The organism is Mesorhizobium sp. M0500, from assembly GCF_040321165.1.
In the GTDB taxonomy this organism is placed as follows: Bacteria; Pseudomonadota; Alphaproteobacteria; order Rhizobiales; family Rhizobiaceae; genus Mesorhizobium.
The window spans coordinates 107820-131674 of record NZ_JAMYRB010000004.1; the positions used below are offsets into that span (position 1 = coordinate 107820).

The 23855-nt window shown below is 63.7% G+C and carries 22 protein-coding genes; 15 read left to right on the forward strand and 7 right to left on the reverse strand.

Annotated features, from left to right (window positions below):
- Positions 1–112 precede the first annotated feature (112 nt).
- Positions 113–1231: an NAD(P)/FAD-dependent oxidoreductase gene (locus NKI70_RS09940; protein ID WP_352699427.1), complete on the reverse strand. Its 1119-nt coding sequence runs from the start codon at positions 1229–1231 to the stop codon at positions 113–115.
- 166 nt (positions 1232–1397) lie between these two features.
- Between NKI70_RS09940 and NKI70_RS09945 the strand changes: the two genes are divergently transcribed.
- Positions 1398–2774: an aspartate aminotransferase family protein gene (locus NKI70_RS09945; protein ID WP_352455373.1), complete on the forward strand. Its 1377-nt coding sequence runs from the start codon at positions 1398–1400 to the stop codon at positions 2772–2774.
- Between the two features lie 87 nt (positions 2775–2861).
- Here NKI70_RS09945 and NKI70_RS09950 read toward each other — a convergent pair whose 3' ends face one another.
- The 5 genes from NKI70_RS09950 to NKI70_RS09970 form a co-directional block, all read right to left on the reverse strand.
- Positions 2862–3974 carry a nucleotidyltransferase family protein gene (locus NKI70_RS09950; protein ID WP_352569059.1) on the reverse strand — a complete coding sequence of 371 codons (1113 nt, stop codon included), beginning with the start codon at positions 3972–3974 and terminating at the stop codon, positions 2862–2864.
- A gap of 219 nt (positions 3975–4193) precedes the next feature.
- Positions 4194–5342 (reverse strand): alcohol dehydrogenase family protein, encoded by a 1149-nt coding sequence (locus NKI70_RS09955; protein ID WP_352569060.1) that lies wholly within the window; start codon positions 5340–5342, stop codon positions 4194–4196.
- Positions 5343–5351: 9 nt separating this feature from the next.
- Positions 5352–6731: an aspartate aminotransferase family protein gene (locus NKI70_RS09960; RefSeq protein ID WP_352569061.1), complete on the reverse strand. Its 1380-nt coding sequence runs from the start codon at positions 6729–6731 to the stop codon at positions 5352–5354.
- A 35-nt stretch (positions 6732–6766) separates the two neighbouring features.
- Positions 6767–8260: an NAD-dependent succinate-semialdehyde dehydrogenase gene (locus NKI70_RS09965; RefSeq protein ID WP_352569062.1), complete on the reverse strand. Its 1494-nt coding sequence runs from the start codon at positions 8258–8260 to the stop codon at positions 6767–6769.
- A 415-nt stretch (positions 8261–8675) separates the two neighbouring features.
- Positions 8676–9167: an Lrp/AsnC family transcriptional regulator gene (locus NKI70_RS09970; RefSeq protein ID WP_352569063.1), complete on the reverse strand. Its 492-nt coding sequence runs from the start codon at positions 9165–9167 to the stop codon at positions 8676–8678.
- A gap of 82 nt (positions 9168–9249) precedes the next feature.
- Here NKI70_RS09970 and ehuR point away from each other — a divergent pair, with 82 nt between their 5' ends.
- The 10 genes from ehuR (at position 9250) to doeB (ending at position 18953) form a co-directional block, all read left to right on the forward strand.
- Complete coding sequence (ehuR, locus tag NKI70_RS09975) at positions 9250–10635, forward strand: MocR-like ectoine utilization transcription factor EhuR (RefSeq protein ID WP_352569064.1); 1386 nt, start codon at positions 9250–9252, stop codon at positions 10633–10635.
- A gap of 121 nt (positions 10636–10756) precedes the next feature.
- Complete coding sequence (ehuA, locus tag NKI70_RS09980; protein ID WP_352699431.1) at positions 10757–11542, forward strand: ectoine/hydroxyectoine ABC transporter ATP-binding protein EhuA; 786 nt, start codon at positions 10757–10759, stop codon at positions 11540–11542.
- Between the two features lie 65 nt (positions 11543–11607).
- On the forward strand, positions 11608–12459 hold the full coding sequence (gene ehuB / locus NKI70_RS09985; protein ID WP_023677200.1) for an ectoine/hydroxyectoine ABC transporter substrate-binding protein EhuB: 852 nt from the start codon (positions 11608–11610) through the stop codon (positions 12457–12459).
- A 172-nt stretch (positions 12460–12631) separates the two neighbouring features.
- Entirely contained in the window at positions 12632–13291 is a 660-nt protein-coding gene (gene ehuC, locus NKI70_RS09990) for an ectoine/hydroxyectoine ABC transporter permease subunit EhuC (protein WP_254819481.1), read from the forward strand.
- Positions 13292–13307: 16 nt separating this feature from the next.
- Complete coding sequence (gene ehuD / locus NKI70_RS09995; protein WP_023677202.1) at positions 13308–13967, forward strand: ectoine/hydroxyectoine ABC transporter permease subunit EhuD; 660 nt, start codon at positions 13308–13310, stop codon at positions 13965–13967.
- Positions 13964–14737 carry an ectoine utilization protein EutA gene (gene eutA / locus NKI70_RS10000; protein WP_352455380.1) on the forward strand — a complete coding sequence of 258 codons (774 nt, stop codon included), beginning with the start codon at positions 13964–13966 and terminating at the stop codon, positions 14735–14737. The genes ehuD and eutA overlap by 4 nt, the downstream gene beginning before the upstream one ends.
- Before the next feature lie 10 nt (positions 14738–14747).
- Positions 14748–15740 carry a hydroxyectoine utilization dehydratase EutB gene (gene eutB, locus NKI70_RS10005; protein WP_352455381.1) on the forward strand — a complete coding sequence of 331 codons (993 nt, stop codon included), beginning with the start codon at positions 14748–14750 and terminating at the stop codon, positions 15738–15740.
- On the forward strand, positions 15737–16729 hold the full coding sequence (locus NKI70_RS10010) for a cyclodeaminase (protein WP_352724536.1): 993 nt from the start codon (positions 15737–15739) through the stop codon (positions 16727–16729). The genes eutB and NKI70_RS10010 overlap by 4 nt, the downstream gene beginning before the upstream one ends.
- 38 nt (positions 16730–16767) lie before the next feature.
- Positions 16768–17946 carry an ectoine hydrolase DoeA gene (doeA, locus tag NKI70_RS10015; RefSeq protein WP_352724537.1) on the forward strand — a complete coding sequence of 393 codons (1179 nt, stop codon included), beginning with the start codon at positions 16768–16770 and terminating at the stop codon, positions 17944–17946.
- A 5-nt stretch (positions 17947–17951) separates the two neighbouring features.
- Entirely contained in the window at positions 17952–18953 is a 1002-nt protein-coding gene (gene doeB, locus NKI70_RS10020) for a N(2)-acetyl-L-2,4-diaminobutanoate deacetylase DoeB (protein ID WP_352724538.1), read from the forward strand.
- A gap of 3 nt (positions 18954–18956) precedes the next feature.
- On the opposite strand, the gene NKI70_RS10025 is transcribed toward doeB, so the two are convergent.
- Entirely contained in the window at positions 18957–19616 is a 660-nt protein-coding gene (locus NKI70_RS10025) for a GntR family transcriptional regulator (RefSeq protein ID WP_352724604.1), read from the reverse strand.
- Between the two features lie 322 nt (positions 19617–19938).
- Here NKI70_RS10025 and NKI70_RS10030 point away from each other — a divergent pair, with 322 nt between their 5' ends.
- Genes NKI70_RS10030 through biuH form a run of 4 tightly spaced genes read left to right on the forward strand, consistent with a single transcriptional unit; the run spans position 19939 to position 23854 of the window.
- Positions 19939–21066: a BMP family ABC transporter substrate-binding protein gene (locus NKI70_RS10030; protein WP_352724539.1), complete on the forward strand. Its 1128-nt coding sequence runs from the start codon at positions 19939–19941 to the stop codon at positions 21064–21066.
- Positions 21067–21086: 20 nt separating this feature from the next.
- On the forward strand, positions 21087–22211 hold the full coding sequence (locus NKI70_RS10035; RefSeq protein WP_352699442.1) for an ABC transporter permease: 1125 nt from the start codon (positions 21087–21089) through the stop codon (positions 22209–22211).
- On the forward strand, positions 22211–23137 hold the full coding sequence (locus NKI70_RS10040; RefSeq protein WP_352452344.1) for an ABC transporter permease: 927 nt from the start codon (positions 22211–22213) through the stop codon (positions 23135–23137). Before NKI70_RS10035 ends, NKI70_RS10040 begins: the two co-directional genes overlap by 1 nt.
- Before the next feature lie 15 nt (positions 23138–23152).
- Positions 23153–23854: a biuret amidohydrolase gene (gene biuH, locus NKI70_RS10045; protein ID WP_352452343.1), complete on the forward strand. Its 702-nt coding sequence runs from the start codon at positions 23153–23155 to the stop codon at positions 23852–23854.
- Position 23855 lies beyond the last annotated feature (1 nt).

The window sequence follows — 23855 nt, forward strand, 5'->3', positions numbered from 1 at the left end:
CAGAGCGCGGAGCGGGCTGCAAGTGCGCGATGTGCCTCATAGGGGACTTGCGTCTGAAAGTTCACGCAATGCGCCTTGATACAGTGCAGATCGCGGCGCGGGGCGCCGCACGCTACAACTTCGGCGCGAGGCACTGCGCGACATGGTCGGCAATCGTCAGGCAGGAGGTCAGGCCGGGGCTTTCGATGCCGAACAGGTTGACCAGGCTATCCACGCCGTGCACCGCCACGTCCTGGACGACGAAGTCGGCATTGGCCTCACCGGGACCGGACAGTTTTGGCCGGATGCCGCTGTAAGCGGGTTGCAGGCTGCCATCGGCCAGGTCCGGCCAGTATTTGCGGATCTCGCTGTAGAAGCGCTCGCCACGAGCCGGGTCGACGCGGTAGTCGAGTTGATCGGTCCATTCGACGTCCGGCCCGAAGCGGGCGACGCCATTGAGGTCGAGCGTCAGATGAACACCGAGCCCGCCGGGTTCGGGCACCGGATAGACCAATCGCGAGAACGGCGCCCGGCCGGCCACCGAAAAATAATTGCCCTTGGCATAATGGAGCTTTGGCACGAATTGCTGATTGAGCCCTTCAAGCGAACCGGCAAGTGCTGCGGCGCCAAGCCCGGCGGCATTGACGAAACGCGGAGTGGCGATCTCGAAGCGCTCGCCGCCGGCAGCGTCCACCGTCTCGAGCACGACGCGGCCTGCTTCGATGCGGCCGGAGGCGATGCGCGTGTTGAGACTAAGTGCCGCCCCGTGCTCCTCGGCGTCGCCCAACAGGGCGAGCATCAGGGCATGGCTGTCGATGATGCCGGTGGCGGGCGACAGCAGCGCCGCCGTGCACTTAAGGCTGGGCTCCAGCGCATGCGCCTCGGCTTCGCGCAACGGCACCAGGTCGCCGGCGCCGCAAGCGCGTGCATTGGCCCGGATTGAGGCGAGCACCGGCTCCTGTTCGGCATTTGTGGCAACGATGAGCTTCCCGCAGCGCGCGTGCGGGATCGCCCGCTCCTCGCAATAGCGATAGAGTCTTTCCCGGCCGGCCACGCAGAACCGGGCTTTCAGCGATCCAACCGGATAGTGGAGGCCGGCATGGATGACCTCGGAATTGCGCGAACTTGTTCCGGTGCCGATAGCGCTCTCGGCTTCCAGGACCAGCGTATCGATGCCGCGCTGCGCCATCTCTCGCGCGATCGCCAGGCCAACAACGCCGGCGCCGGCGACAATGCAGTCGACATGGTCCACGGTCAGGTCAAGCCGAAGTTCTGCATGCGTCCATCCATCCGCTGGCCCTGTCGAAAGCGCTTGACACTATACCGTTCGAGAAAGATGCATCAAACGGCATAACGCACGGGGACCTGCTGAGCCGGACCGGCGGCAGGACTGTTCCGCGTGCAGCACAGGAGCCGTCATGGACGCAAGACCGAATTCACCCGAAGCCCGCGACATAAGCTTTCACATGCATGGCTATACGAATGCGCGCAAGCATCAGGAGTCGGGGCCGCTCGTCATCGAGAAGGGCGACGGCATCTATGTCGAGGACCTTGCCGGCAACCGCTATATCGAGGCGATGGCGGGGCTCTGGAGCGTCGCGGTCGGTTTTTCGGAGAAGCGGCTGGTCGATGCGGCAGTACGGCAAATGTCGAAGCTGCCTTACTATCACGATTTCGGCTCCAAATCGCATTCGCCGCTGATCGATCTCGCCGAGAGACTGGTGCAGATGGCGCCGGTGCCGATGAGCAAGGCGTATTTCACCAATTCCGGCTCCGAGGCCAACGATACGGCCATGAAGATGATCTGGTACCGGTCGAATGCGCTCGGCCAGCCGGCGCGCAAGAAGATCATCAGCCGCAAGAAGGGCTATCACGGCGTCACCATCGCCTCGGCAAGCCTGACCGGACTGCCCAACAACCACACTTCGTTCGATCTGCCGATCGCCAATGTGCTGCACACCTCGACGCCGCACCATTGGCGCGAGGCGCTGCCGGGTGAAAGCGAAGAGCTGTTTTCGACGCGGCTCGCCGACGAGCTGGAAAAGCTGATCCTCGCCGAAGGACCGGAAACCATCGCCGCCTTTTTCGGCGAACCGATCATGGGCGCCGGCGGCGTCATCGTTCCGCCGGCCGGCTACTGGGAGAAGATACAGGCGGTGCTATCGAGATACGACATCCTGCTCATCGCCGACGAGGTGATCTGCGGCTTTGGCCGAACAGGTGAGATGTTCGGCTCGCAGACCTTCGGCATCAGGCCCGACATCATGGTGTTGTCGAAACAGATCTCTTCGTCCTACCTGCCGATCTCAGCCCTGCTGATCAATGACAAGGTATTCGAGCCGATCGCCGACGAGAGCAACCGTATCGGCACCTTCGGCCACGGTTTCACCGGCGGCGGCCATCCTGTTGCGGCAGCGGTCGCGCTCGAGAACCTGAAGCTGATCGAGGAGCGCGACCTTGTCGGCAATGCGCGTGCGGTCGGCGCGCATTTGCAGAAGCGGCTGCGCACGCTCGCTTCGCACCCGCTTGTCGGCGAGGTGCGCGGCATCGGCCTGGTCGCGGCGGTCGAGCTGGTCGGCGACAAGGCAAACAAGACGCCGTGGGGGAAGACCGGTGAACTGGGCGGGCTCGTCAACGGCTTCATGCAGCAGAACGGCGTCATCTCGCGCAATATGGGCGACGCGCTGGCCTTCTGCCCGCCGCTGATCATCACCGAGCCGCAGGTCGACCAGGTGATCGACGCGTTTGAACGGTCGCTCGAGGCTGCCGTCAAGCAGGTCCGATCGCAGAGCTGAATAGGCAAAGTCGATTTTGAAACCTGAAAACAAAAACGCCTCGGCGACGGCTGGCAGAAGGTTACCCTCCACACCCGTTGCTGCCGTTTAGTCTCCGTGCTTTGTTTTCGCAGATGAGCCGCTGAATCCTTCCAGTTCCTCGCCGATTCCTGAAAGTGCGTTGACGATCGTCGCCTCGACGTCGCCACGCTGTTTCTGGGGAATCAAGCCAAGTCCTTTTTGTATCGCTTCACGCCAATGTTTCCCCCTGTCCCACGCTTCCGAAAACGCGATGGCGAGATCGTCCTGGCGACGGGTAGCTTCCAGTGCCTCGACCAGAAGTGCTGCCTGGTGGACATCCTTTTCCCGCTTGCCCACGCCGTTTGCGTTGTTCTGTCGGCGCGAGGCAACGATCAGCTTGTGAACCGCATATCGTCCGGGCGACGGTACCACGACAGGCACTCCCGATCGATGCAGCAGCACAGTTCTGATTGGTTCGTGGATCAGGAAATCGAGAAACCGAAGAGGCTGCGCGGATGCACCGCCCAAAGACGGCATCGAGGTTGCATGATCGGCGTAGTCATCGCTGCCCGTGTTCGGTGTAAGGAACTCGACCTTGTATCGGACTGCGTTCTCGAATTGCGTCGCGTGTCCGGGATCTGATCTGTAAGGGATTTCCCTGAAGGTTGGGTCGATCTCCCTCAAGATTTCGAGGATGGGCGGCAGGCTGTCCTCGACCGCGGCCGACACGGAATGGAATAGGGCGAAGTCTGCATCGCCCGTCTGCAACGCTGCACCGGGCAGCTTCACGCCCAGATAGCCCGCGTAGGACTGAAAGGCGACTGTGCCGACCAGGACGCCGCGCAAGCGGAAGATGCCAGCCTTCCCCAGCGCCTCGACGACATCCCCGGTGAACCTTTCGGGTTCTGTCAGCCCTGCCTCGCGCACGAGCGTGGATACCAGCTTCCTGCGGGCGCGGAGGTCGTCCTTGATCTGACGGAAGGATTCGACGCGTTTTGCAATCTCGGGATCGCTGTCAGGCCCGACATACCGTCGCGTCTTCGTCGGCTGCGTTTCCTCGAAATACCAGTATACCTTGCCCTTGACGGGCACCTTGACGAGATTGCCCGTCGTAGGGAAATCCGTTTCGAAGGCTGCGTCCAAGGATCGCTGGACGAGTTCCGCATACATCGTGCGGTAAACGAGGTCGACCGTCTTCATGTCAGGCGGCTCCGGTTATAAGAAAAATGCGGTTCTCTTATAGCGGCATGACCTCAAGGGACGCAAGCGGGAGTTATAAGAAAATCGCGAAAACCTTATAACGCCGCAGGAGAGGGTCAGGAATCCTTGTTGCCGGCGTGCAGCCAAATCAGAATGGGTTTTGCTCATTCAGATAAACAAAGCCATCACGAAAACGCTGCTTGGATGTGGCGCTCGACCTCACCGCGTCCGCGAACGGCCCGAGCCTGTCATAGGCGTTTTTGGTCGACGCGCTATTTTGGCGATCGCATCCGGCACGACGACCAGCTTGCCAACGAAATCCTTGGCGATGAAATCCGCCTGGGCGCGATGGAAATCGGACAGCTTGTAGACGCCGCCGACCAGCGGCCGGATCTTCTTCTCCTCGATGTAGCGCACGATGCGGCGGAAATCCGCCCGTGTGCCCTGGCTCGAGCCATGCAGTTGCAGCTGTTTCAGATACATGGTGCGCAGATCCAGCTGCACGACCGGGCCGGCAATTGCACCAGCCGTGGTATAGCGGCCTTCCGGCCTCAAGATGCGCAGGAGGTCGTTGAAGATCGCGCCGCCGACCAGATCGGCCACCACGTCGATCGGCTGGCCCCCGGTCGCCGCGCTGACGGCGGCCGGCAGATCGGCAACGCCACGGGTGATCACCGCCTCGGCGCCGATGTCACGCACGGCCTGTTCCTTGCCCTTGCCGGCAACCGCATAGGGAATGGCGCCGCGCGCCCGCGCCAGCTGCACGATGCCCGAGCCGACGCCGCCCGAGGCGCCGGTGACCAGCACACGCTCGCCGGCCTTCAATGCGGCGCGTTCCAGCATCTGCTCGCCGGTGAGATAGGCGCAGCAGAAAGTGGCAAGCTCGACGTCGCTCAGATCGGTATCGACGACATGGGCATTCTCTGCAGGCACCGCCTGGTATTCGGCATAGCCGCCGTCTCGACCGTGGCCCATATAGTCGATGTCGGCGAGTGAATCGTCGTCGCGATTGTAGATGGAGAAATCGACCATCACCCGCTCGCCGATGCGGGCCGGCGACACGCCGTCGCCGACGGCAACGATGTTGCCGACCGTGTCGGTGCCCTGGATGCGCGGGAAGCTCAGCGTATTGCCCTGACGACGCCAGGTCGACACAGCGGCGGCATCCTCCTCCGTTCCATAGGCGCCCTGGCGCACCCAGACGTCGGTGTTGTTCATGCCGCAAGCGGTGACCTTGATCAGCACTTCGCCCCGGGCGGGCGAGGGCACTTTCACATCGGTGCGGTAGACGAGCTTTTCCGGTCCGCCGTGACCGATCAGCTGCACGGCGGCCATGGTGGCGGGGAGGGTCTTGGTCATGGCATTCATGTCGGTTCTTCAGATGTCGGCAAACACGCTTTTCACCGCATCGGCTGTTTTCGACACGACGATGTCGGCCTCTTCGCGGGTGAGGCAGAGCGGCGGCGCGAAACCGAGAATGTCGCCCTGCGGCATGGCCCGGCCGATGACGCCGCTTGCCGCAAGGGTGGTCGCGACCTGCGGCCCGATTTTTTGCGTGGCGTCGAAGAACACGCGATCGTTCTTGTCGGCGACGAACTCGATCGCCGCCAGCATGCCGTCGCCGCGCACCTCGCCGACGTTTTTGTGGCCGCCGACGGCTTTCGTCAGCTCGGCGCGGAGATAGGCGCCGGTCTCGCCGGCGTTCCGCACTAGGTCCATCTCGTCGATCAGTTCCAAGTTGGCGACGCCGGCGGCGACGCAGATCGGGTGCGCCGAATAGGTCCAGCCATGGCCGAGCGAGCCGAGCTTGTCGGAGCCTTGGACGAGCACCTGCCAGACCTTGTCTGAGACTATGACGCCGGAGAGCGGCGCATAGGCCGAGGTCAGGCCCTTGGCGATGGTGATCAGGTCAGGCTTGATGCCGTAATGGTCGGAGCCGAACATGGTGCCCAGCCGGCCAAAGCCGGTGACGACCTCGTCAGCAACCAGCAGCACGTCGTACTTCTTCAGTACCGCCTGGATCTTTACCCAGTAGCCGGCCGGCGGCGGCACGATGCCGCCGGTGCCGAGGATCGGCTCGCCGATGAAAGCAGCGACTGTTTCCGGCCCTTCGGCGAGGATCATCTCCTCGAGCTTGTCGGCACAGTATTGCGAAAACTGCTCCTCGCTCAGCGAGCGGTCGGCGCGGCGGAAATAGTAGGGCGCCTCGGTGTGCAGGACCGGCGCGCGGGGCAGGTCGAAGGCGTTGTGGAACAGGTCGAGGCCGGTCAGCGATCCGGTCATGATGCCGGAGCCGTGATAGCCGCGCCAGCGCGAGATGATTTTTTTCTTCTCCGGCCGGCCGAGCACGTTGTTGTAGTACCAGATCAGCTTGATGTTGGTTTCGTTGGCATCGGAACCGGAGAGGCCGAAATAGACCCTCGACATGCCCTGCGGCGCGCGGTCGATGATCATCTTGGAAAGCGTGATCGATGCCTCGGTGCCGTGGCCGACATAGGCGTGGTAATAGGCGAGGTTCTTGGCCTGCGCGGCGATGGCGTCGGCTATCTTCTGGCGGCCATAGCCGACATTGACGCAGTAGAGCCCGGCGAAGGCATCGATGCTCTTGCGACCGTTATTGTCCCAGATGGTGACGCCTTCGCCACCGGCGATCACACGCGTCGGGCTCTCGCCACGCGCATGCGTGCCCATATGGGTCGAGGGATGGAAGAAATGATCGCGATCCCAGGCGGCGAGTTCGTTGGACTGGTCGAGCATTTTTTACTCCTTGAAAGCAAAAGCCTGACGGGGCGTTACGCCACGTCGAGGCAGAGATATTTGAAGTCGGTAAAGGCTTCGAGCCCGTGACGCGAGCCCTCGCGGCCGATGCCGGACTGCTTGACGCCGCCGAACGGGACCGGCGCGCCGGTGATCTTGACGCGGTTGATGGCGACCATGCCATAGTCGAGCGCGCGGCCGATGCGCAATTGCCTACCGCCGTTTTCAGTCACGACATAGGCGACCAGGCCGTACTCTGTCGCATTGGCGCGGGCGACGACTTCGTCTTCGCTGTCGAAAGGCGTCACTGCCGCAACCGGACCGAAGGTCTCCTCGCGCATGATCAAAGCGTCGTCTCCAACGTCGGCCAGCAGGGTCGGCTGGTAGAACAGCGGCCCGGCAGGATGGCGCTTGCCGCCGGTCAGGCAACGCGCGCCTTTGGCGAGCGCATCGGCCACCTGCTCCTCGACCTTCTTGACCGCGCGTTCGTGCATCAAGGGTCCGATTTCGGTGTCGTCAGCGAGGCCATTGCCGGCCCGCAATGCCTCGACGCGTTTAGCGAAAGCAGCGCAGAACCGATCGTATATCGGACGCTGGACATAGATGCGGTTGGCGGCGAGGCAGTCCTGGCCGGAGGTGGCGAATTTAGCGTCGACGGCGATGGTCACAGCCTTGTCGAGATCGGCGTCGGCGAAGACGATCAGAGGCGCATGACCGCCAAGCTCCATCACCAGACGCTTCATCGTCGGCGCACTTTGCGCGGCGATCAACCTGCCGATCTCGGTCGAGCCGGTGAAGCTCATGGCGCGAACCCGCGGGTCTTCGCACATCCGCCCGACGATGATCGAAGCCCTGCCGGTGAGGGCGTTGAACACGCCAGCCGGCAGGCCGGCACGTTCGCCAAGCTCGGCCAACGCCAGTGCAGACAGCGGCGTTTCCGAGGAAGGATGCGCGACGATGGTGCAGCCGGCGGCGAGGGCGGCCGCCGCCTTGCGGGTCAGCATGGCCGCGGGAAAATTCCACGGGGTGACGACGCCGACGACACCAAGCGGTTCGCGTCGCACCACCATCTCGGCGTTTGGCAGATGGCTGGTGACGCTTTCGGCGTTGAGGCGTTTGGCCTCCTCGGCATACCATTCGACAAAAGAGGCGGCGTAGTCGATCTCGCCGCGCGATTCCTTCAGCGGCTTGCCTTGTTCTAGCGTCATCAGCAGGGCCAGGTCATTTTTGGCGGCGACGATCAGATCGAACCATTTTCGCAAGATTTTCGACCGTTCCTGCGGCAGCAATGCGCGCCAGGCAGGAAAGGCGCGCGATGCCGCATCGATCGCCAATGTGGTCTGCCGGGCATCGAGCGCGGCAACGAAAGCGACGGTGGATCCGGTGGCCGGATCGGTCACCTCGAAACTCTCCGCGGTCTCGCTCGCCGTCCAGTGGCCAGCGACATAGGCGAGTTCGCGCAGCAGCCGCCGGTCGGCAAGGCGATCAAGCGCTTCATGGCGGTGCGAGCGGGCAAAATGTGCGGACATCATCGGGCTCCCGGTTCGGGTGATGCCGCAAGACTATCTCTGCCGCGCAAACAGAGAGGCTGTTTGCGTGCCTGCACGTAGAGAGATTGTCTCTATTGCACCGAGCGGGCAGACGATCTCTCCGGCCGTACGTCAGACTGTAGCAAACCGTGGAGAGATTGGCTGCACCTCCTCAGCCTCGTCATCCCTGGGCGAAGCAGGAGCGAAGCTCCGTCGCGGAGACCCTGGGATCCATTCCGTGACCTTCGCAGAGGGAATGCAGCGGAGCAGAATTCTGCGCCGTGGCGGCGCCCTGATGTCACGGAATGGATCCTGGGGTCTGCGCCGCGTCACTTCGCTCCTTGCTTCGCCCCAGGATGACGAAGCAACAAATGTCTCGACCAATCTCCTAGACGTGTGGTCCGGCAGATCGACCTCACGACTGCGCCGGCAACAGGTCCGCCACCGGCAGCACACTCTCCTCCTTCACCGTCTTGGTGACGATATAGGTGAAATAGCGGTCGATGCCGATCTCGCGCTCGAGCAGAGTGTCGACCAGCCGCTGATAGGCGTCGATGTCGCGCGCCATCACCTTCAGCAGGTAATCGACGCCGCCGCCGACAGACCAGCAGGCGACGATCTCGGGGATGTCGCGGATGACGCGCTCGAAACGGTCGAAGTCGGCCTGGCGGTGGCTAGCCAGCGTCACCTCCATCAGCACGGTAGCGACCGGCGCGATGGCGCGCATGGCGATCCTGGCATGGTAGCCCGAGACGATGCCGGCCTTTTCCAGCTTGCGCAGCCGCATCCAGCACGGCGTCGGCGACAGGCCGACTTTCTCGGCCAGCGCCAGCTTGGTGATGCGCCCGTCGCGCTGGATGGCGTCGAGGATTTTCATATCGATCGGATCGAGTTTCGCTGCAGCCATGATCGCCCACTTCCAGTGCCGGACACCATGACGGCGCATTATTTCGATTGTCAATTGCACTGATTTCGATCTCTAATAAGTCATGACATTTTGGCGACCAGATCCCGCTCTTATCCGGCGGCCGGCCTATCAATCGCTCGCCGACCAGTTCGCGCGGGCCATCCATGACGGGCGCCTGGCCAACGGTGCGCGATTGCCGACGCACCGGCAGTTGGCTGACGATCTGCAACTTTCCGTGCAGACGGTCAGCCGCGCCTATGAGGAGCTGATCCGCCGCGGGCTGGTGTCCGGCGAGGTCGGCCGCGGCAGCTTCGTGCAGACACAGCGCCGCGAGCCGGAGCCCCCCTATCTGCCGGAGCGGCTGGGCGAGGTCATCGATCTCTCCATCCTGAAGCCGGTCTGCGAACCGATGCATCTGGAGCGGCTGAGGCAGGCGCTGGGCTGGCTCGCCGAAAACCTGCCGTCGAGCTCGGCACTGTCGTTCAGGCCGAACATGGTGTTCCCGCGCCACCGCGCGGTGGGTGTCGAGTGGCTACGCCTCTGTGGCCTCGACGCGTCGCCGCAGAACATCAGCCTGACCAACGGCGCCACCGCAGGGATGACAGTGGCGCTGATGAGCGTGGCGCCGCCCGGCTCGACCGTCGCCACCGAGGCGATCGGTCACCACACGCTGATCCCGCTGGCGCGTTATCTCGGCTTCAATCTCGAGGGTTTGCCGATCGACGACAATGGGCTGATCCCGGAAGCGCTGGACGAGGCCTGCCGGCTGTCGGACATCCGCGCCGTGTTCGTGCAGCCGTCGGTGATCAACCCTACGGCCACCCTGATGGATGCCGGCCGGCGCGAGCAGATCGCGGCGGTGGCGCGCAGGCACGACATCGCCATCATCGAGAACGACGTGCTCGGCCCGCTGGTCGAGGATCGGCCGCCGCCCGTCGCGGCGTTTGCCCCCGAGCGCACGCTGTATGTCACCTCCTTCACTAAAATCGTGGTGCCGGGCCTGCGCATCGGCTATCTCGCGGCGCCCGATCGTTATGTCGCCGCGGTTGCCAACCGCCACCTGGTCTCGAACTGGATGGCGACTCCGATGGTGGCCGAGATCGCCAGCAAATGGGTGACCGACGGCACCGCGATGGAACTCGTTCGATGGCAGCGTATGGCTTTGCGGCGGCGTCTGGACATCGCCGCCGAGGTGCTCGCCGGAGTGGACTATCGGGCTCATCGCGACGGGCTGCATATCTGGCTGCAACTGCCCGATGACCGCGGTGAGGAAAGCTTTGTTTCCCAGGCCCGCCTGCAGGGCGTGGCGATCGCGCCCGGCACGTCGTTTCGCATTTCGCAGATGCCTTGGCATCCAGCCGTACGGATTTCGCTGGGCTCGACCACGGAGGGGGAACTGCGTGCCGGTCTCGGCGTTGTCACCAAGCTTCTGCTCGGCGATCCCGAGCATCTCCTGCTTGCGATCTAGGCGACAAATGGCGCGAAATTGTGCGGAATCCGAAATATTGTCATGATATTATTTTCTTGATTGACATGATTTGCCGCGATCCGCATCGTTAAAGGCAAGCTTCTCCAGCACGGGAAATTCATTGTCGGCTCCCATCATCAAGATCGACGGCATTTCAAAAAGCTTCGGCACCTTCAGGGTGCTGGACGGCCTCTCGATGCAAGTCATGCCCGGCGAGAAGCTGGCACTGATCGGTCCATCGGGTTCGGGCAAGACGACGATCCTGCGCATCCTGATGACGCTAGAGCGTATCGACAGCGGCCACATCCAGGTCGACGGCGAACAGTTGTACCACATGGAGCGTAACGGCCGGCTGCTGACGGCCGATGAACGGCATTTGGCAAAGATGCGCCAGAAGATCGGCATGGTCTTCCAACTGTTCAATCTGTTTCCGCACAAATGCGTCATCGACAATGTGACGCTGGCACCGATGCTGACCAAAGGCGTGCCGCGGGCCGCCGCCGAAAAGCGGGCGATGGAACTGCTCGACATGGTCGGCATGGTCGACAAGGCCAAGGCGATGCCGGCGCAGCTTTCAGGCGGCCAGAAGCAGCGCGTCGCGATTGCGCGGGCGCTGGCGCTGTCGCCGAAAATCATGCTGTTCGACGAGGTCACCTCGGCGCTCGACCCTGAGCTCGTCGACGAGGTGCTCAACGTCATGCGCAAGCTCGCCGCCGAGACCGACATGACCATGCTGCTGGTCACCCACGAGATGGGTTTCGCCCATGACTTCGCCGACCGGGTGCTGTTCTTCGATCGCGGCAGAATAGTCGAGGAGGGCAAGCCCGACGAGATTTTCCGCCATCCCAAACAGGAGCGTACGCAAGGTTTCCTGAAGAAGATCATTGCGGCCGGACATCGGGTCTGACTGCCATGCGAGGCGGCGACGCCTCAAGCAAGCCAAGAAGACAGACAAACAAGGAGTTGGGAACAATGAAGAAATTTGCCATTTTGGCCGGCGTCGCCGGTATTGCGCTGACGGCGGTGCTGGCCGCCTCGACGGCCGGCTCGGCCGACGACAGCAAGCTCGAAGAGCTCAAGGCGCAAGGCTTTGCCCGCGTCGCCATCGCCAACGAGCCGCCCTATACGGCGGTCGCTGCCGACGGCAAGGTTTCGGGTGCGGCGCCTGACGTTGCCCGTGAAATCTTCAAGCGCCTTGGCGTCAACGATATCGTCGCCTCGATCTCGGAATATGGCGCCATGATTCCCGGCCTGCAGGCCGGCCGTTTCGACGTCGTCACTGCCGGCCTGTTCATGAAGCCGGAACGTTGTGCTGCGGTCGCCTATTCGGAACCGGTGCTGTGCGACGCCGAGGCGATGCTGGTGAAGAAGGGCAACCCGAAGGGTTTCAAGAGCTACGAGGACGTCGCGAAGGACGCGAGCGCCACGATCGGCGCGCCGGGTGGCGGCACTGAAGAGAAGCTGGCGCTCACCGCAGGTGTGCCGCGCGAGCGCGTCATCGTCGTGCCGGACGGCCAGAGCGGCCTGAAGATGCTGCAGGACGGCCGCATCGATGCTTATTCGCTGCCCGTGCTGTCGATCAACGACCTGGTCAAGAAAGCCAATGATCCGAACCTCGAAGTCATCGCGCCGGTGGTCGGTGCGCCGGTCTATTGCGACGGCGCGGCCTTCAAGAAGGGCGACGAAGCGCTGCGCGACGCCTATGATGTCGAGCTGGCGAAACTGAAGAAGTCCGGCGAGTTCGCCAAGATCATCGAGCCTTACGGCTTCTCGGCGGCGGCGGCAATGTCGACGAGCCGCGACAAGCTCTGCTCGGCGAAGTAAAAAGTGCCGCTCACCCTAGCCTCTCCCCGTCAAAAACGGGGAGAGGGGGGCGTCAACGCTGGAGCTTCACCCTTCTCCCCGTCCCTATAACGGGGAGAAGGTGCCGGCAGGCGGATGAGGGGCGGCGCCGGCGTTCTGCAATGATCACCAAGCGAGGAAACGCTTAGCCCCAATGACCCAATGGTCCGGCTATTTCGGCCTGATATTGCAAGGAGCGCTTGTCACCATCGAGCTGACGCTGATGGGGTCGGTGCTGGCCTTGGTCATGGCCTTTCTTGCCGGGCTGGGGCGGCTGTCGCGGTTTTTCGTGCTACGCGCGCTGGCCACCGCCTATATCGAGTTCTTCCGCGGCACCTCGATTTTCGTGCAGCTGTTCTGGGCTTATTTCGTGCTGCCTTTTGCCGGCATTTCGTTGACGCCGCTGCAGGCCGGGGTGCTGGCGCTGGGCCTCAATGTCGGCGCCTATGCGGCGGAAGTGGTGCGTGGCGCCATCAAGTCTATCGGCCGCGAACAATATGAGGCCTGCACCGCCCTCAATCTCGGCCGCTGGCAAGCCATGCGCCATATCATCCTGCCGCAGGCGCTTCTGGTGATGCTGCCAACCTTCGGCAACAACGCCATTGAATTGCTCAAGGCCACCGCCGTCGTTTCGCTAATCTCGCTCGCCGACCTGACCTTCCAGGCGCAGGTGGTGCGCTCGCAGACCGGCAATACTCTGGTGCCGTTCAGCACCATCCTCGTCATCTATTTCGTGCTGGCGCTGCTCATCTCCTGGGGCGTGCGGTCGCTGGAACGCCGCATGGCTCGTGGCCTCGACGGGGTGCGCGTATGATGGATCGGGCCTGCTAATGGAATGGGATTGGGATTTTGTCCGGCAGATCCTGCCGACGCTGATCGAGGGGGTGAAGATCACCATCCTGGCGACGCTGCTCGGCTCGGTGCTGGCGGCCATCGTTGGGCTGGGCATCGCGTTGGCGCGCCGGTCGCCGAACAGGGCTCTGTCGCGCACCGTCGGTTTCCTTGCCGAGTTCATCCGTGGCACGCCGCTGTTGGTGCAGCTCTATTTCATCTTCTACGTGCTGCCGGATTTCGGCATCCTGTTGCCGCCGCTGGTGGCGGGCGTCATCGGTCTCGGGCTGCATTACGGAACTTACACGGCCGAGGTCTACCGCGCCGGCATAGACAATGTGCCCCGCGGCCAGTGGGAAGCGGCCAAGGCCTGCAATCTAAACGCCACCCAGACCTGGACGCACATCATCATTCCGCAGGCGATCCCCCCGATGATCCCGGCGCTTGCCAATTATTTCATCGCCATGTTCAAAGAGACGCCGCTGCTGTCGGCGATCACCGTGCTGGAACTGATGAACCAGGCCAAGAGCGTCGCCAATACCTATTATCGGTATATCGAACCGATCACCTTGGTCGGCGCCTTCTTCCTCGCCATCAGCCTGTTCTCGGTGGTGCTGCTGCGCTGGCTGGAACACCGTTATGGGCGGATCGAACGATGAGCGCTGCACCCGATATCCGCCTGCACTCGGCCCGGCCGCCGCTCGATGCGCGTCCGCTGGAAAAGCGGGTCGGCCTGATCATCCTTGCCACCGACCATACGAGCGAACCGGATTTTCACCGCATGGTGGCAAGCGACCGCATCGGCATCTATGTCGCGCGCATCCCCTACGCCAACCCGACGACGCCGGACAATTTGCGCAAGATGCAGCCGTCACTGACGGCGGCCGCGGCCCTGATCCTGCCCGACGAGCCGCTCGATGCGATCTGCTATTCCTGCACCTCAGCTTCCGTCGTGATCGGCGATGCCGAAATCGAGGCGGCGGTGCAGGCCGCGAAACCCGGCGCGCCGGTGGTTACGCCGCCGATGGCCGGCGTGCGCGGCCTGAAGGCGCTGGGCGCCAGGACGATCAGCATTCTTACCCCTTATACGGTCGAGACCAGCCGGCCGATGGCGACCTATTTCAGCGAGCATGGATTCGAGATCGCCAGCTTCACTTGCCTCGGCTTCGAGGACGACCGCGAGATGGCGCGGATTGCGCCGAAATCCTTGGTCGATCTGGCTCGCGAGGCGACGGCCGAACACTCGGACGCGCTGTTTGTCTCCTGCACGGCACTGCGGTCCGCGGCGGCAGTTGTGGGTATGGAAGAGGCCATCGGCCGCCCTGTCGTCACCAGCAACCAGGCGACGGCCTGGAATTGCCTGCGGCTTTGCGGAGATAAGATGTCGCGTCCTGAATTCGGCCGTCTGATGACGCTGCCGCTGAACTGATTGCAGAGCCATGACCACGTCCAGGATAAGCCTCTCCGATATCCGCGCCGCGCGCGAGCGCATCGCAGGCAAGATCGAGCGTACGCCGACCGTTCCTTCCCGGAGTCTTTCCCAGCACTTGGGCGCTCCTGTTTATCTCAAGCTCGAACATCGGCAGACCACCGGCGCCTTCAAGCTGCGCGGTGCCTCGAACGCTATCGCTTCGCTGACAGACGAGGAGAGGGCGCGTGGCGTCGTCGCTGCCTCGACCGGCAACCACGGCCGGGCGCTTGCCTATGCTGCTCGACTGCAAGGCATCCACGCGACGATCTGCATGTCGCGGCTGGTGCCGCAGAACAAGCTGGACGAGATCCGTCGGCTCGGCGCCGAGATCCGCATCGTCGGCAACAGCCAGGACGATGCGCAGCGGGAGGTCGAACGGCTGGTCGCGGAAGAGGGGCTGATCATGCTGCCGCCCTTCGACCATCCTGCCATTGTCGCCGGGCAAGGCACGCTCGGGCTGGAGATCATCGAACAGGTTCCGGACGCCGCCTTGGTGCTGGTGCCGCTTTCCGGCGGTGGGCTGGCGGCTGGCGTCGCTGCTGCCGTGAAGGGCGTCAGCCCGGCGACGAAGGTGATGGGCGTTTCAATGGCGCGCGGTGCGGCGATGAAGGCGAGCCTCGACGCCGGACATTCGGTTTTGGTCGAGGAACTGCCGACGCTGGCCGATTCCCTCGGCGGCGGCATAGGCCTCGACAACCGGCTGACCTTTTCCATGTGCCGCGACCTGCTCGACGATGTGATCCTGCTCAGCGAGGACGAGATCGCCACCGGCATCCGCCATGCCTATGAACAGGAGCGCGAGATCGTCGAAGGCGCCGGCGCGGTCGGCATCGCAGCCGTGCTTGCCGGCAAGGTCAGGGCGAGCGGCCCGACGGTGCTCGTGCTGTCCGGCCGCAACATCGATATGACACTGCACCGCAAGATCATCTGCGGCGAAGCAATTGCGGAGAGCGCAGCATGAGCCGGATGACGATCCTCACCGAAGCTGAATTGCGCAAGATCGTGAAGCTCGATCTTGATGCCATCGCCTGCGTCGAGAACGCGTTCCGGGCGCTCGCCACCTTGCCGGTGGCGATGCCGCCGATCCTTCGGCTCGACATTCCCGAGCATCGCGGCGAGGTCGACGTCAAGACCGCCTATGTACCGGGTATCGACGGTTTTGCGATCAAGATCAGCCCCGGCTTTTTCGATAATCCCAAGCTCGGCCTGCCCAGCGTCAACGGCATGATGGTGCTGCTGTCGGCGAAAACCGGATTGGTCGAGGCGCTGCTGCTCGATAATGGCTATCTCACCGACATCCGCACGGCGGCGGCCGGCGCGGTTGCCGCCAAGCATCTGTCGCGGCCGGGTTCCTCCGTTGCCGCGATCTTCGGCGCCGGTGTTCAGGCCGGACTGCAGCTCGAAGCGCTGATGCTGGTGCGGCCGATCACCGAGGCTCGCATCTGGGCAAGGGATGCCGCCAAGGCCGAGGCCGCGGCCGACGCATTGTCCGAAAGACTGGGCATCGCCGTTCACGCCGAGCCCGACGCGGCAAAGGCTGCGGCCGATGCCGACATCATCGTCACCACGACGCCGTCGACCGAGCCGCTGATCAAGGCCGGCTTCGTTTCCGCCGGCCAGCATATCACTGCCATGGGCTCGGATGCCGAGCACAAGAACGAGATCGCGCCGGCGATCCTGCGCATGGCCGATCTCTACGTCGCCGATAGCGCCAAACAGACGCGGCGGCTGGGCGAACTGCACCATGCTATCGCGGCGGGCGTGATGGCGTCCGATGCCGAAATCACCGAGCTTGGCCACATCATCGCCGGCGAAAGGCATGGCCGGCGCTCGGACAGCGACATCACCATTGCCGACCTGACCGGCACCGGCGTGCAGGACACGGCGATCGCCACGCTCGCCCGCGACCGTGCGCGTGCGGCCAAGACCGGTACGATTTTCGAAAGCTGATGCTGGCCGCAAGGCCCAACAAACGAGGACCAAGAACAATGCAGCCCAACTTGAAATTCTCGCGCGGCGAATATGCGGAGCGCCTCGCCAAGACGCGGAAGGCGATGGAGGCCAAGGGCGTCGATCTGCTCGTCGTCAGCGATCCGTCCAACATGGCCTGGCTGACCGGCTATGACGGCTGGTCGTTCTATGTGCATCAGGCTGTCATCGTGCCGCCGTCGGGCGAGCCGCTGTGGTACGGGCGCGGCCAGGACGCCAACGGCGCCAAGCGCACCGCCTATCTCGCGCACGACAACATCGTCGGCTATGCCGACCACTATGTGCAGTCGACCCAGCGCCATCCGATGGATTTTCTGTCCAGCGTGCTCTCCGATCGCGGCTGGGGCAAGCTCAGCATCGGCGTCGAGATGGACAATTACTGGTTCTCGGCCGCTGCCTTCGCAGCGCTGCAGAAGCACTTACCCAATGCCCGCTTCGTCGACGCCACGGCACTCGTCAACTGGCAGCGCGCGGTGAAGAGCCCGACCGAAATCGACTACATGCGCAAGGCCGCCCGCATCGTGGAAGCGATGCACCAGCGCATCGTCGACAAGATCGAGGTCGGCATGCGCAAATGCGACCTGGTCGCCGAGATCTACGATGCCGGCACGCGCGGCGTCGACGGCATCGGCGGCGACTATCCGGCGATCGTGCCGCTGCTGCCGTCGGGCGCCGACGCATCGGCGCCGCATCTGACCTGGGACGACCGGCCGATGAAATCGGGCGAGGGCACCTTCTTCGAGATCGCAGGCTGCTACAACCGCTATCACTGCCCGCTGTCGCGGACCGTGTTCCTTGGTAAACCGACGCAGGAATTCCTCGATGCCGAAAAGGCGACGCTGGAAGGCATGGAGGCGGGACTTGCCGCCGCCAAGCCCGGCAACACATGCGAGGAGATCGCCAACGCCTTCTTCGCGGTGCTGAAGCGGTACGGCATCGTCAAGGACAACCGCACCGGGTACCCGATCGGGCTTTCCTATCCGCCTGACTGGGGCGAGCGCACGATGAGCCTGCGTCCAGGCGACCGCACCGAGTTGAAGCCCGGTATGACCTTCCATTTCATGACCGGCTTGTGGCTTGAGACGATGGGGCTGGAAATCACCGAATCCATCCTGATCACCGAGACGGGCGTCGAGTGCCTGGCGAATGTGCCGCGCAAACTGGTGGTGAAGAATTGAGCCCGATGTCCAGCCTTCGCCCGTCACCGATCACGCCGACCGTCGATTTCGAGCGCGACGGCGTGCAGCACGGTTTCCTGCGCCTGCCTTACAGCCGCGACGATTCCGCCTGGGGATCGGTGATGATCCCGATCTGCGTCATCCGCAACGGCAAGGGGCCGAGCGCATTGCTCACCGGCGGCAATCATGGCGACGAGTACGAGGGGCCGCTGGCGCTCTATGACCTCGCCCGTACGCTCAACCCGAAGCAAGTCAGCGGCACGATCATCATCGTGCCAGCGATGAACTATCCGGCGTTCCGCGTCGGCACGCGCACCTCGCCGATCGACAAGGGTAATCTCAACCGCAGCTTTCCCGGCCGGCCCGACGGCACGGTGACCGAGAAGATCGCCGATTATTTCCAGCGCGAGCTTCTGCCCCGTACAGACATCGCGCTCGACTTCCACTCCGGCGGCAAGACGCTCGACTTCGTGCCGTTCTGCGCCGCCCACATCCGGCCCGACAAGGTGCTGGAAGCAAAGGGTTTCGCTGCGGTTGAAGCCTTTTCCGCACCATGGTCGATGAAAATGCTGGAGATCGACGCGGTCGGCATGTTCGACACTGCCGCCGAAGAGATGGGCAAGCTGTTCATCACCACAGAGCTTGGCGGCGGCGGGACTTCGCGCGCGGAAACGGTGCGGATCGCACGTCGCGGCGTGCTCAATGTGCTGCGCCATGCCGGCATCGTCGCCGGCGCGGTCGAGATGCAGCCAACCCGCTGGCTCGACATGCCATCGGGCGATTGCTTCTCGTTCGCCGAGGACGACGGGATGATCGAAACCATGATCGATCTCGGCGAGGCGGTGGCAGAGAACCAGGTGCTGGCACGTATCCATTCCATAGGCCGCACCGGCGGCGCTCCGCGGGAGATCCGGGCCAAAATGTCCGGTCTGTTGGCGGCGCGGCATTTTCCGGGGCTGGTCAAGGCCGGCGACTGCGCTGCCGTGGTCGCCGTGCTGGTCGATTGACGGTTAGGAAGCCGATGTCGGGAACGGCTCGGTCCTGCCTTTGGGGCGATCGCCGATGGCAAAGACGGCGCTCGCCTCGCTGACGATCGAGACATGATCCTTGGCGGCTGTTCCGGCCGCCGCACTGTCGCCGCGCATGATTGCTGTCACGATGGCGTCATGCTCCCGCCATGACTGGGCCAGCCGGCCGGGCAGCATGAATTGCGCGCGCCGGAACGGCGCCAGCCGGCCACGGGTCATGACTGTCAGTTCATAAATGTGCTTGCTGTGGGCGCCGCGATAGAGCCGGGTGTGGAACTCGGTGTTGAAAAACTCATACTCTTCCTCGGCACCGAGTTGCACCAAGCGCGCCGAGGCCTGGTGCTCGGCCTCCAGCGTGCGGCGCTCGCCAGCGGTCATGCGCTCGGCCGAGAACCGCGCGCAGATCGCTTCAAGCTCGGCCATGCTTTCGAACATCGAGGCGAGGTGCTCTTGCGTCACCACGGCGACGGTAGCGCCGCGGTTCGGCCGCCTTTCGACCAGCCCCATGGCGCTGAGCCGGCTGAGCGCTTCCCTGATCGGCGTGCGTGAGACGTCGAAGCGGGCGGCGAGCGAGGCCTCGTCGAGCTTTTCGCCCGGGCGCAGGAAACCGGTGACGATCCGGTCGCTGATCGCCCTCACCATCTGATCGACGGTCGTGCCCGACCTGATCAAATTGCGCTTTCCCGACACGTCTCCTCCGTCCAGTCTGTTCGCTAGAGCCGTAAGCCACTCACCGGCTTCGATTCCTCCGCATCTCTGTATGCCTATGTTTTAGCCTTCATGTCAAATTGGCGATTTTGGAGGCAAAAAGTGTATGCAATTGCTCCGGCTTTGTGCAGTCCACATCGGCACACTCATTGATATTGCTGAATAAATCTCATTTCTGAAACTGGCATGCCGATTGCATACACTTCTTTCATTGAGGTGTTAACCGGCCCCAAAGGCCCCACAGAGGGAGCATTCAATGTCCGAGAGATTCATGCTTAGCCGCCGCGACCTGCTCAAGACCTCCGCCGCCGGAGCGGCGCTCGGCCTTGCGTCCGCATCGTTTCCGATCAGCAGGGCCTTCGCCGCGACGGCCACCGTCGGCTTCATCTATGTCGGGCCAAAGGACGACTACGGCTACAACCAGGCGCATGCCGAAGGGGCCGCCACGCTGAAGGGGATCGAAGGAATTTCCGTCGTCGAGGAGGAGAACGTGCCGGAGACGGTCGACGTTCAGAAGACGATGGAATCGATGATCAATCTCGACGGTGCGTCGCTGATCTTCCCGACCTCGTTCGGCTATTTCGATCCGCACATGCTCGCCATGTGCGCGAAATTCCCCGACGTGCAGTTCCGCCATTGTGGTGGCATGTGGAACAAGGACAAGCATCCGATGAATGCCGGTTCCTATTTCGGCTATATCGGCATGGGCCAGTATCTGAACGGCGTCGTCGCCGGTCACACCAGCAAAACCAAGAAGCTCGGCTTCGTCGCGGCAAAGCCGATCCCGCAGGTGCTGCTCAACATCAATTCCTTCCTGCTCGGCGCGCGCTCGGTCGACCCGACCATCACCTGCCAGGTGATCTTCACCGGCGAGTGGTCGCTAGCGGTCAAGGAGGCCGAGGCCACCAATGCGCTGGTCGACCAGGGTGCCGACGTCATCACCTGCCATGTCGATAGCCCCAAGGTGGTGGTCGAGACGGCGGCCGGGCGTGGCGCCTTCGTCTGCGGCTATCATGCCAACCAGAGCCCGCTGGCGCCGGAAAAATACCTGACCGGCGCGGAATGGAACTGGGCCAAGGTCTACAAGATGTTCGTCGACGATCTGGTGGCCGGCACGCCGCTGCCCAATTTCACGCGCGGTGGCCTGGCCGACGGCTTCGTCAAGATGAGGCCGCTCGGCCCCGCTGTCGGCGAGGCCGCCCGCAAGCAGTTCGACGGCACGCTGGCCGAAATGATGAAAGGCGGCTTTTCCGTCATCAAGGGTCCGCTGAAGAGCAACAAGGGCGTCGTCGTCGCGACCGAAGGCCAGGCCTTCGCCGAGACCGCGCTCGAACTCGAAAGCATGGACTACCTGGTCGAGGGCGTCGTCGGTTCGACCGCCTGAACCGGATCGGAGACGGGGCCATGGCAGACACTGTCAGCACTGCGGGCGCACCGGCGCTGTTTGGCGCCAGGAATTATCCGGCGGCGCTCGAATGGGCGGCGCGGCAGGCGGAAGCCTTCGTCATACCGCTCGCGGCGCTGATCGTCGGCATGGCGCTGTTCAGCGTGTTCATCGCGCTGGTCGGCAAATCGCCGGTGCAACTCTACGAGACGATGTGGCGCGGCGGCTTCGGCTCGTGGTTCTCGATCCAGAACTCGCTGTCGCGGGCAGCACCGCTTTTATTGGCAGCGCTCTGCGTGGCGCTGCCGGCCCGGCTCGGCCTCGTCGTCATCGGCGGCGAAGGCGCGATCGTGCTGGGCGGCGTTGCCGCCGCCGCCATCGGCGTCGCGGCGAATGGCGCGCCGGCTTTTCTGGTCATCCTGCTGATGGGCGTGGCGGGCGCGGTCGCCGGCGGCATCTGGATCGGTGCCGTCGGCGCACTCCGCCACTACCGCGCCGTCAACGAAACCATCTCCAGCCTGCTGATGGCCTATATCGCCATCGCGCTGATGAACCATCTGGTCGAAGGGCCGCTGCGCGATCCGGCTTCGCTCAACAAACCCTCGACCGAGCCGCTGGCGGATGCCTACCGCATCGGCAACATTCCAGGCATGGACGTGCACTGGGGCCTGGTCGTCGGCATTCTCGCCTGCGTCCTGTCCTGGCTGTTGATCGAAAAGACGCGCTGGGGGTTTGCCGCCCGCATCGCCGGCGGCAATGTCAGGGCAGCTCAGGTGCAAGGGCTTGCCGTCGGGCCGCTGATCGTCGGCTTCACCGGGCTCGCCGGCGGCTTTGCCGGGCTGGCCGGCATGCTGGAGGTCGGCGCCGTGCAAGGCAGCGCCAACGCCTCGCTCGCCGCCGGCTATGGCTATACCGGCATCCTCGTCGCCTTCCTCGCCCGCCACAATCCGCTCGCCATCATCCCGGTCGCTTTCCTGCTCGGCGGTATCGGCGCTTCCGGCGGGCTGATCCAGCGCCGCATGGACCTTCCCGACGCCACCGTGCTGGTGCTGCAAGGCATGCTCTTCGTCGTCATCCTGTTCAGCGAAACCTTTTACGGCCGCTTCAAGGTCTTCAATCCCGATCTGTGGAAGAGGGGCTCCTGATGGACGCGACCGAGATCGGCCTGTGGGGCGTGCCGCTCGCCATTCTCGGCGGCGCCATCCGCGTTTCGACGCCCTTCATCTTCGTCTCGCTCGGCGAAGCCATTACCGAGCGCTCCGGCCGCATCAATCTTGGCCTCGAAGGCACGCTGGTCTTCGGTGCGATGACTGCCTACGCCGTCGCGGTGATGACCGGCTCGCCATGGCTCGGCCTGCTGGCTGCCGCAGGTGCCGGTCTTTGCTTCGGGCTGTTCCACGGCTGGATCTGCAAATTCCGCGGGGTGAACGACATCGCCATCGGCATCGCGCTTATGCTGTTCGGCTCCGGTCTCGCCTTCTTCTTCGGCAAGCCATTCATCCAGCCCTCGGCACCAGACCTGCCGGCCCTCGCCTTCGGTGGCTGGTCGGATATCCCGCAGGTGCAGGCGGCGCTCAACGTCAACGTGCTGTTCCTGATCGGGGCCGCACTTGCGCTGTTCCTGTGGTGGGCCTTCCGCAACACCCGCGCCGGCCTGGTCGTGCGCGTCGTCGGCGACAGCTCCGATGCGGCGCGCGCCATGGGCCTCAATCCGAACACCGTGCGCCTGCTTGCGACAGGCGTCGGCGGTGCGCTCGCCGGCATCGGCGGCGCCTATCTGTCGCTTTATTACCCCGGCAGCTGGACCGAACGCATCTCGTCGGGGCAGGGGCTGATGGCGGTGGCGCTGGTCATCTTCGCGCGCTGGAACCCGCTTGGCTGCTTTGCCGCGGCACTGTTGTTCGGCGGCGCCGGCGCGCTGGGCCCGGCGTTGCAATCGGTCGGGGTGACGCAGGGCTACTATCTCTTCTACGCCGCACCTTACATCCTCACGCTCATTATCATGATCGCCACATCGTCGCCGAACCGCTCGCTTGCCGGCGCGCCGGGCGAGTTGTCGATCACCAAATGACTGGAGTTTTTTCCGATGAACGCCAGAGCCGAGATCACCCAGCGCTACATCGATGCCGACCCCTATCCATGGCCCTATAATGGCGAGCTGCGGCCGGACAATACGGCATTGATCATCATCGACATGCAGACCGATTTCTGCGGGCCGGGCGGCTATGTCGATCATATGGGCTACGATCTTTCGCTAGTGCGGGCGCCGATCGAGCCGATCAAGTCGGTGCTCGCAGCCATGCGGGCCAAGGGCTACACCATCATCCACACGCGCGAGGGCCATCGGCCCGATCTCGCCGACCTGCCGGCCAACAAGCGCTGGCGCTCGCGCCGCATCAATGCCGGCATCGGCGACCCCGGGCCTTGCGGGCGCATCCTGGTGCGCGGCGAACCCGGCTGGGACATCATCCCCGACCTCTATCCGGCGGCTGGCGAGCCGATCATCGACAAGCCGGGCAAGGGCTCGTTCTGCGCCACCGACCTGGAGCTGATCCTGCACCAGCGCGGCATCGAAAACATCGTGCTGACCGGCATCACCACCGATGTCTGCGTCCACACGACGATGCGCGAGGCCAATGATCGCGGCTTTGAATGCGTCATGCTGGAGGATTGCTGCGGCGCGACCGATTACGGCAACCATCTCGCCGCGATCAAGATGATCAAGATGCAGGGCGGCGTGTTCGGCGCGGTGTCGAATTCGGTATCCTTCGTCGCGCAGCTGCCGTGAG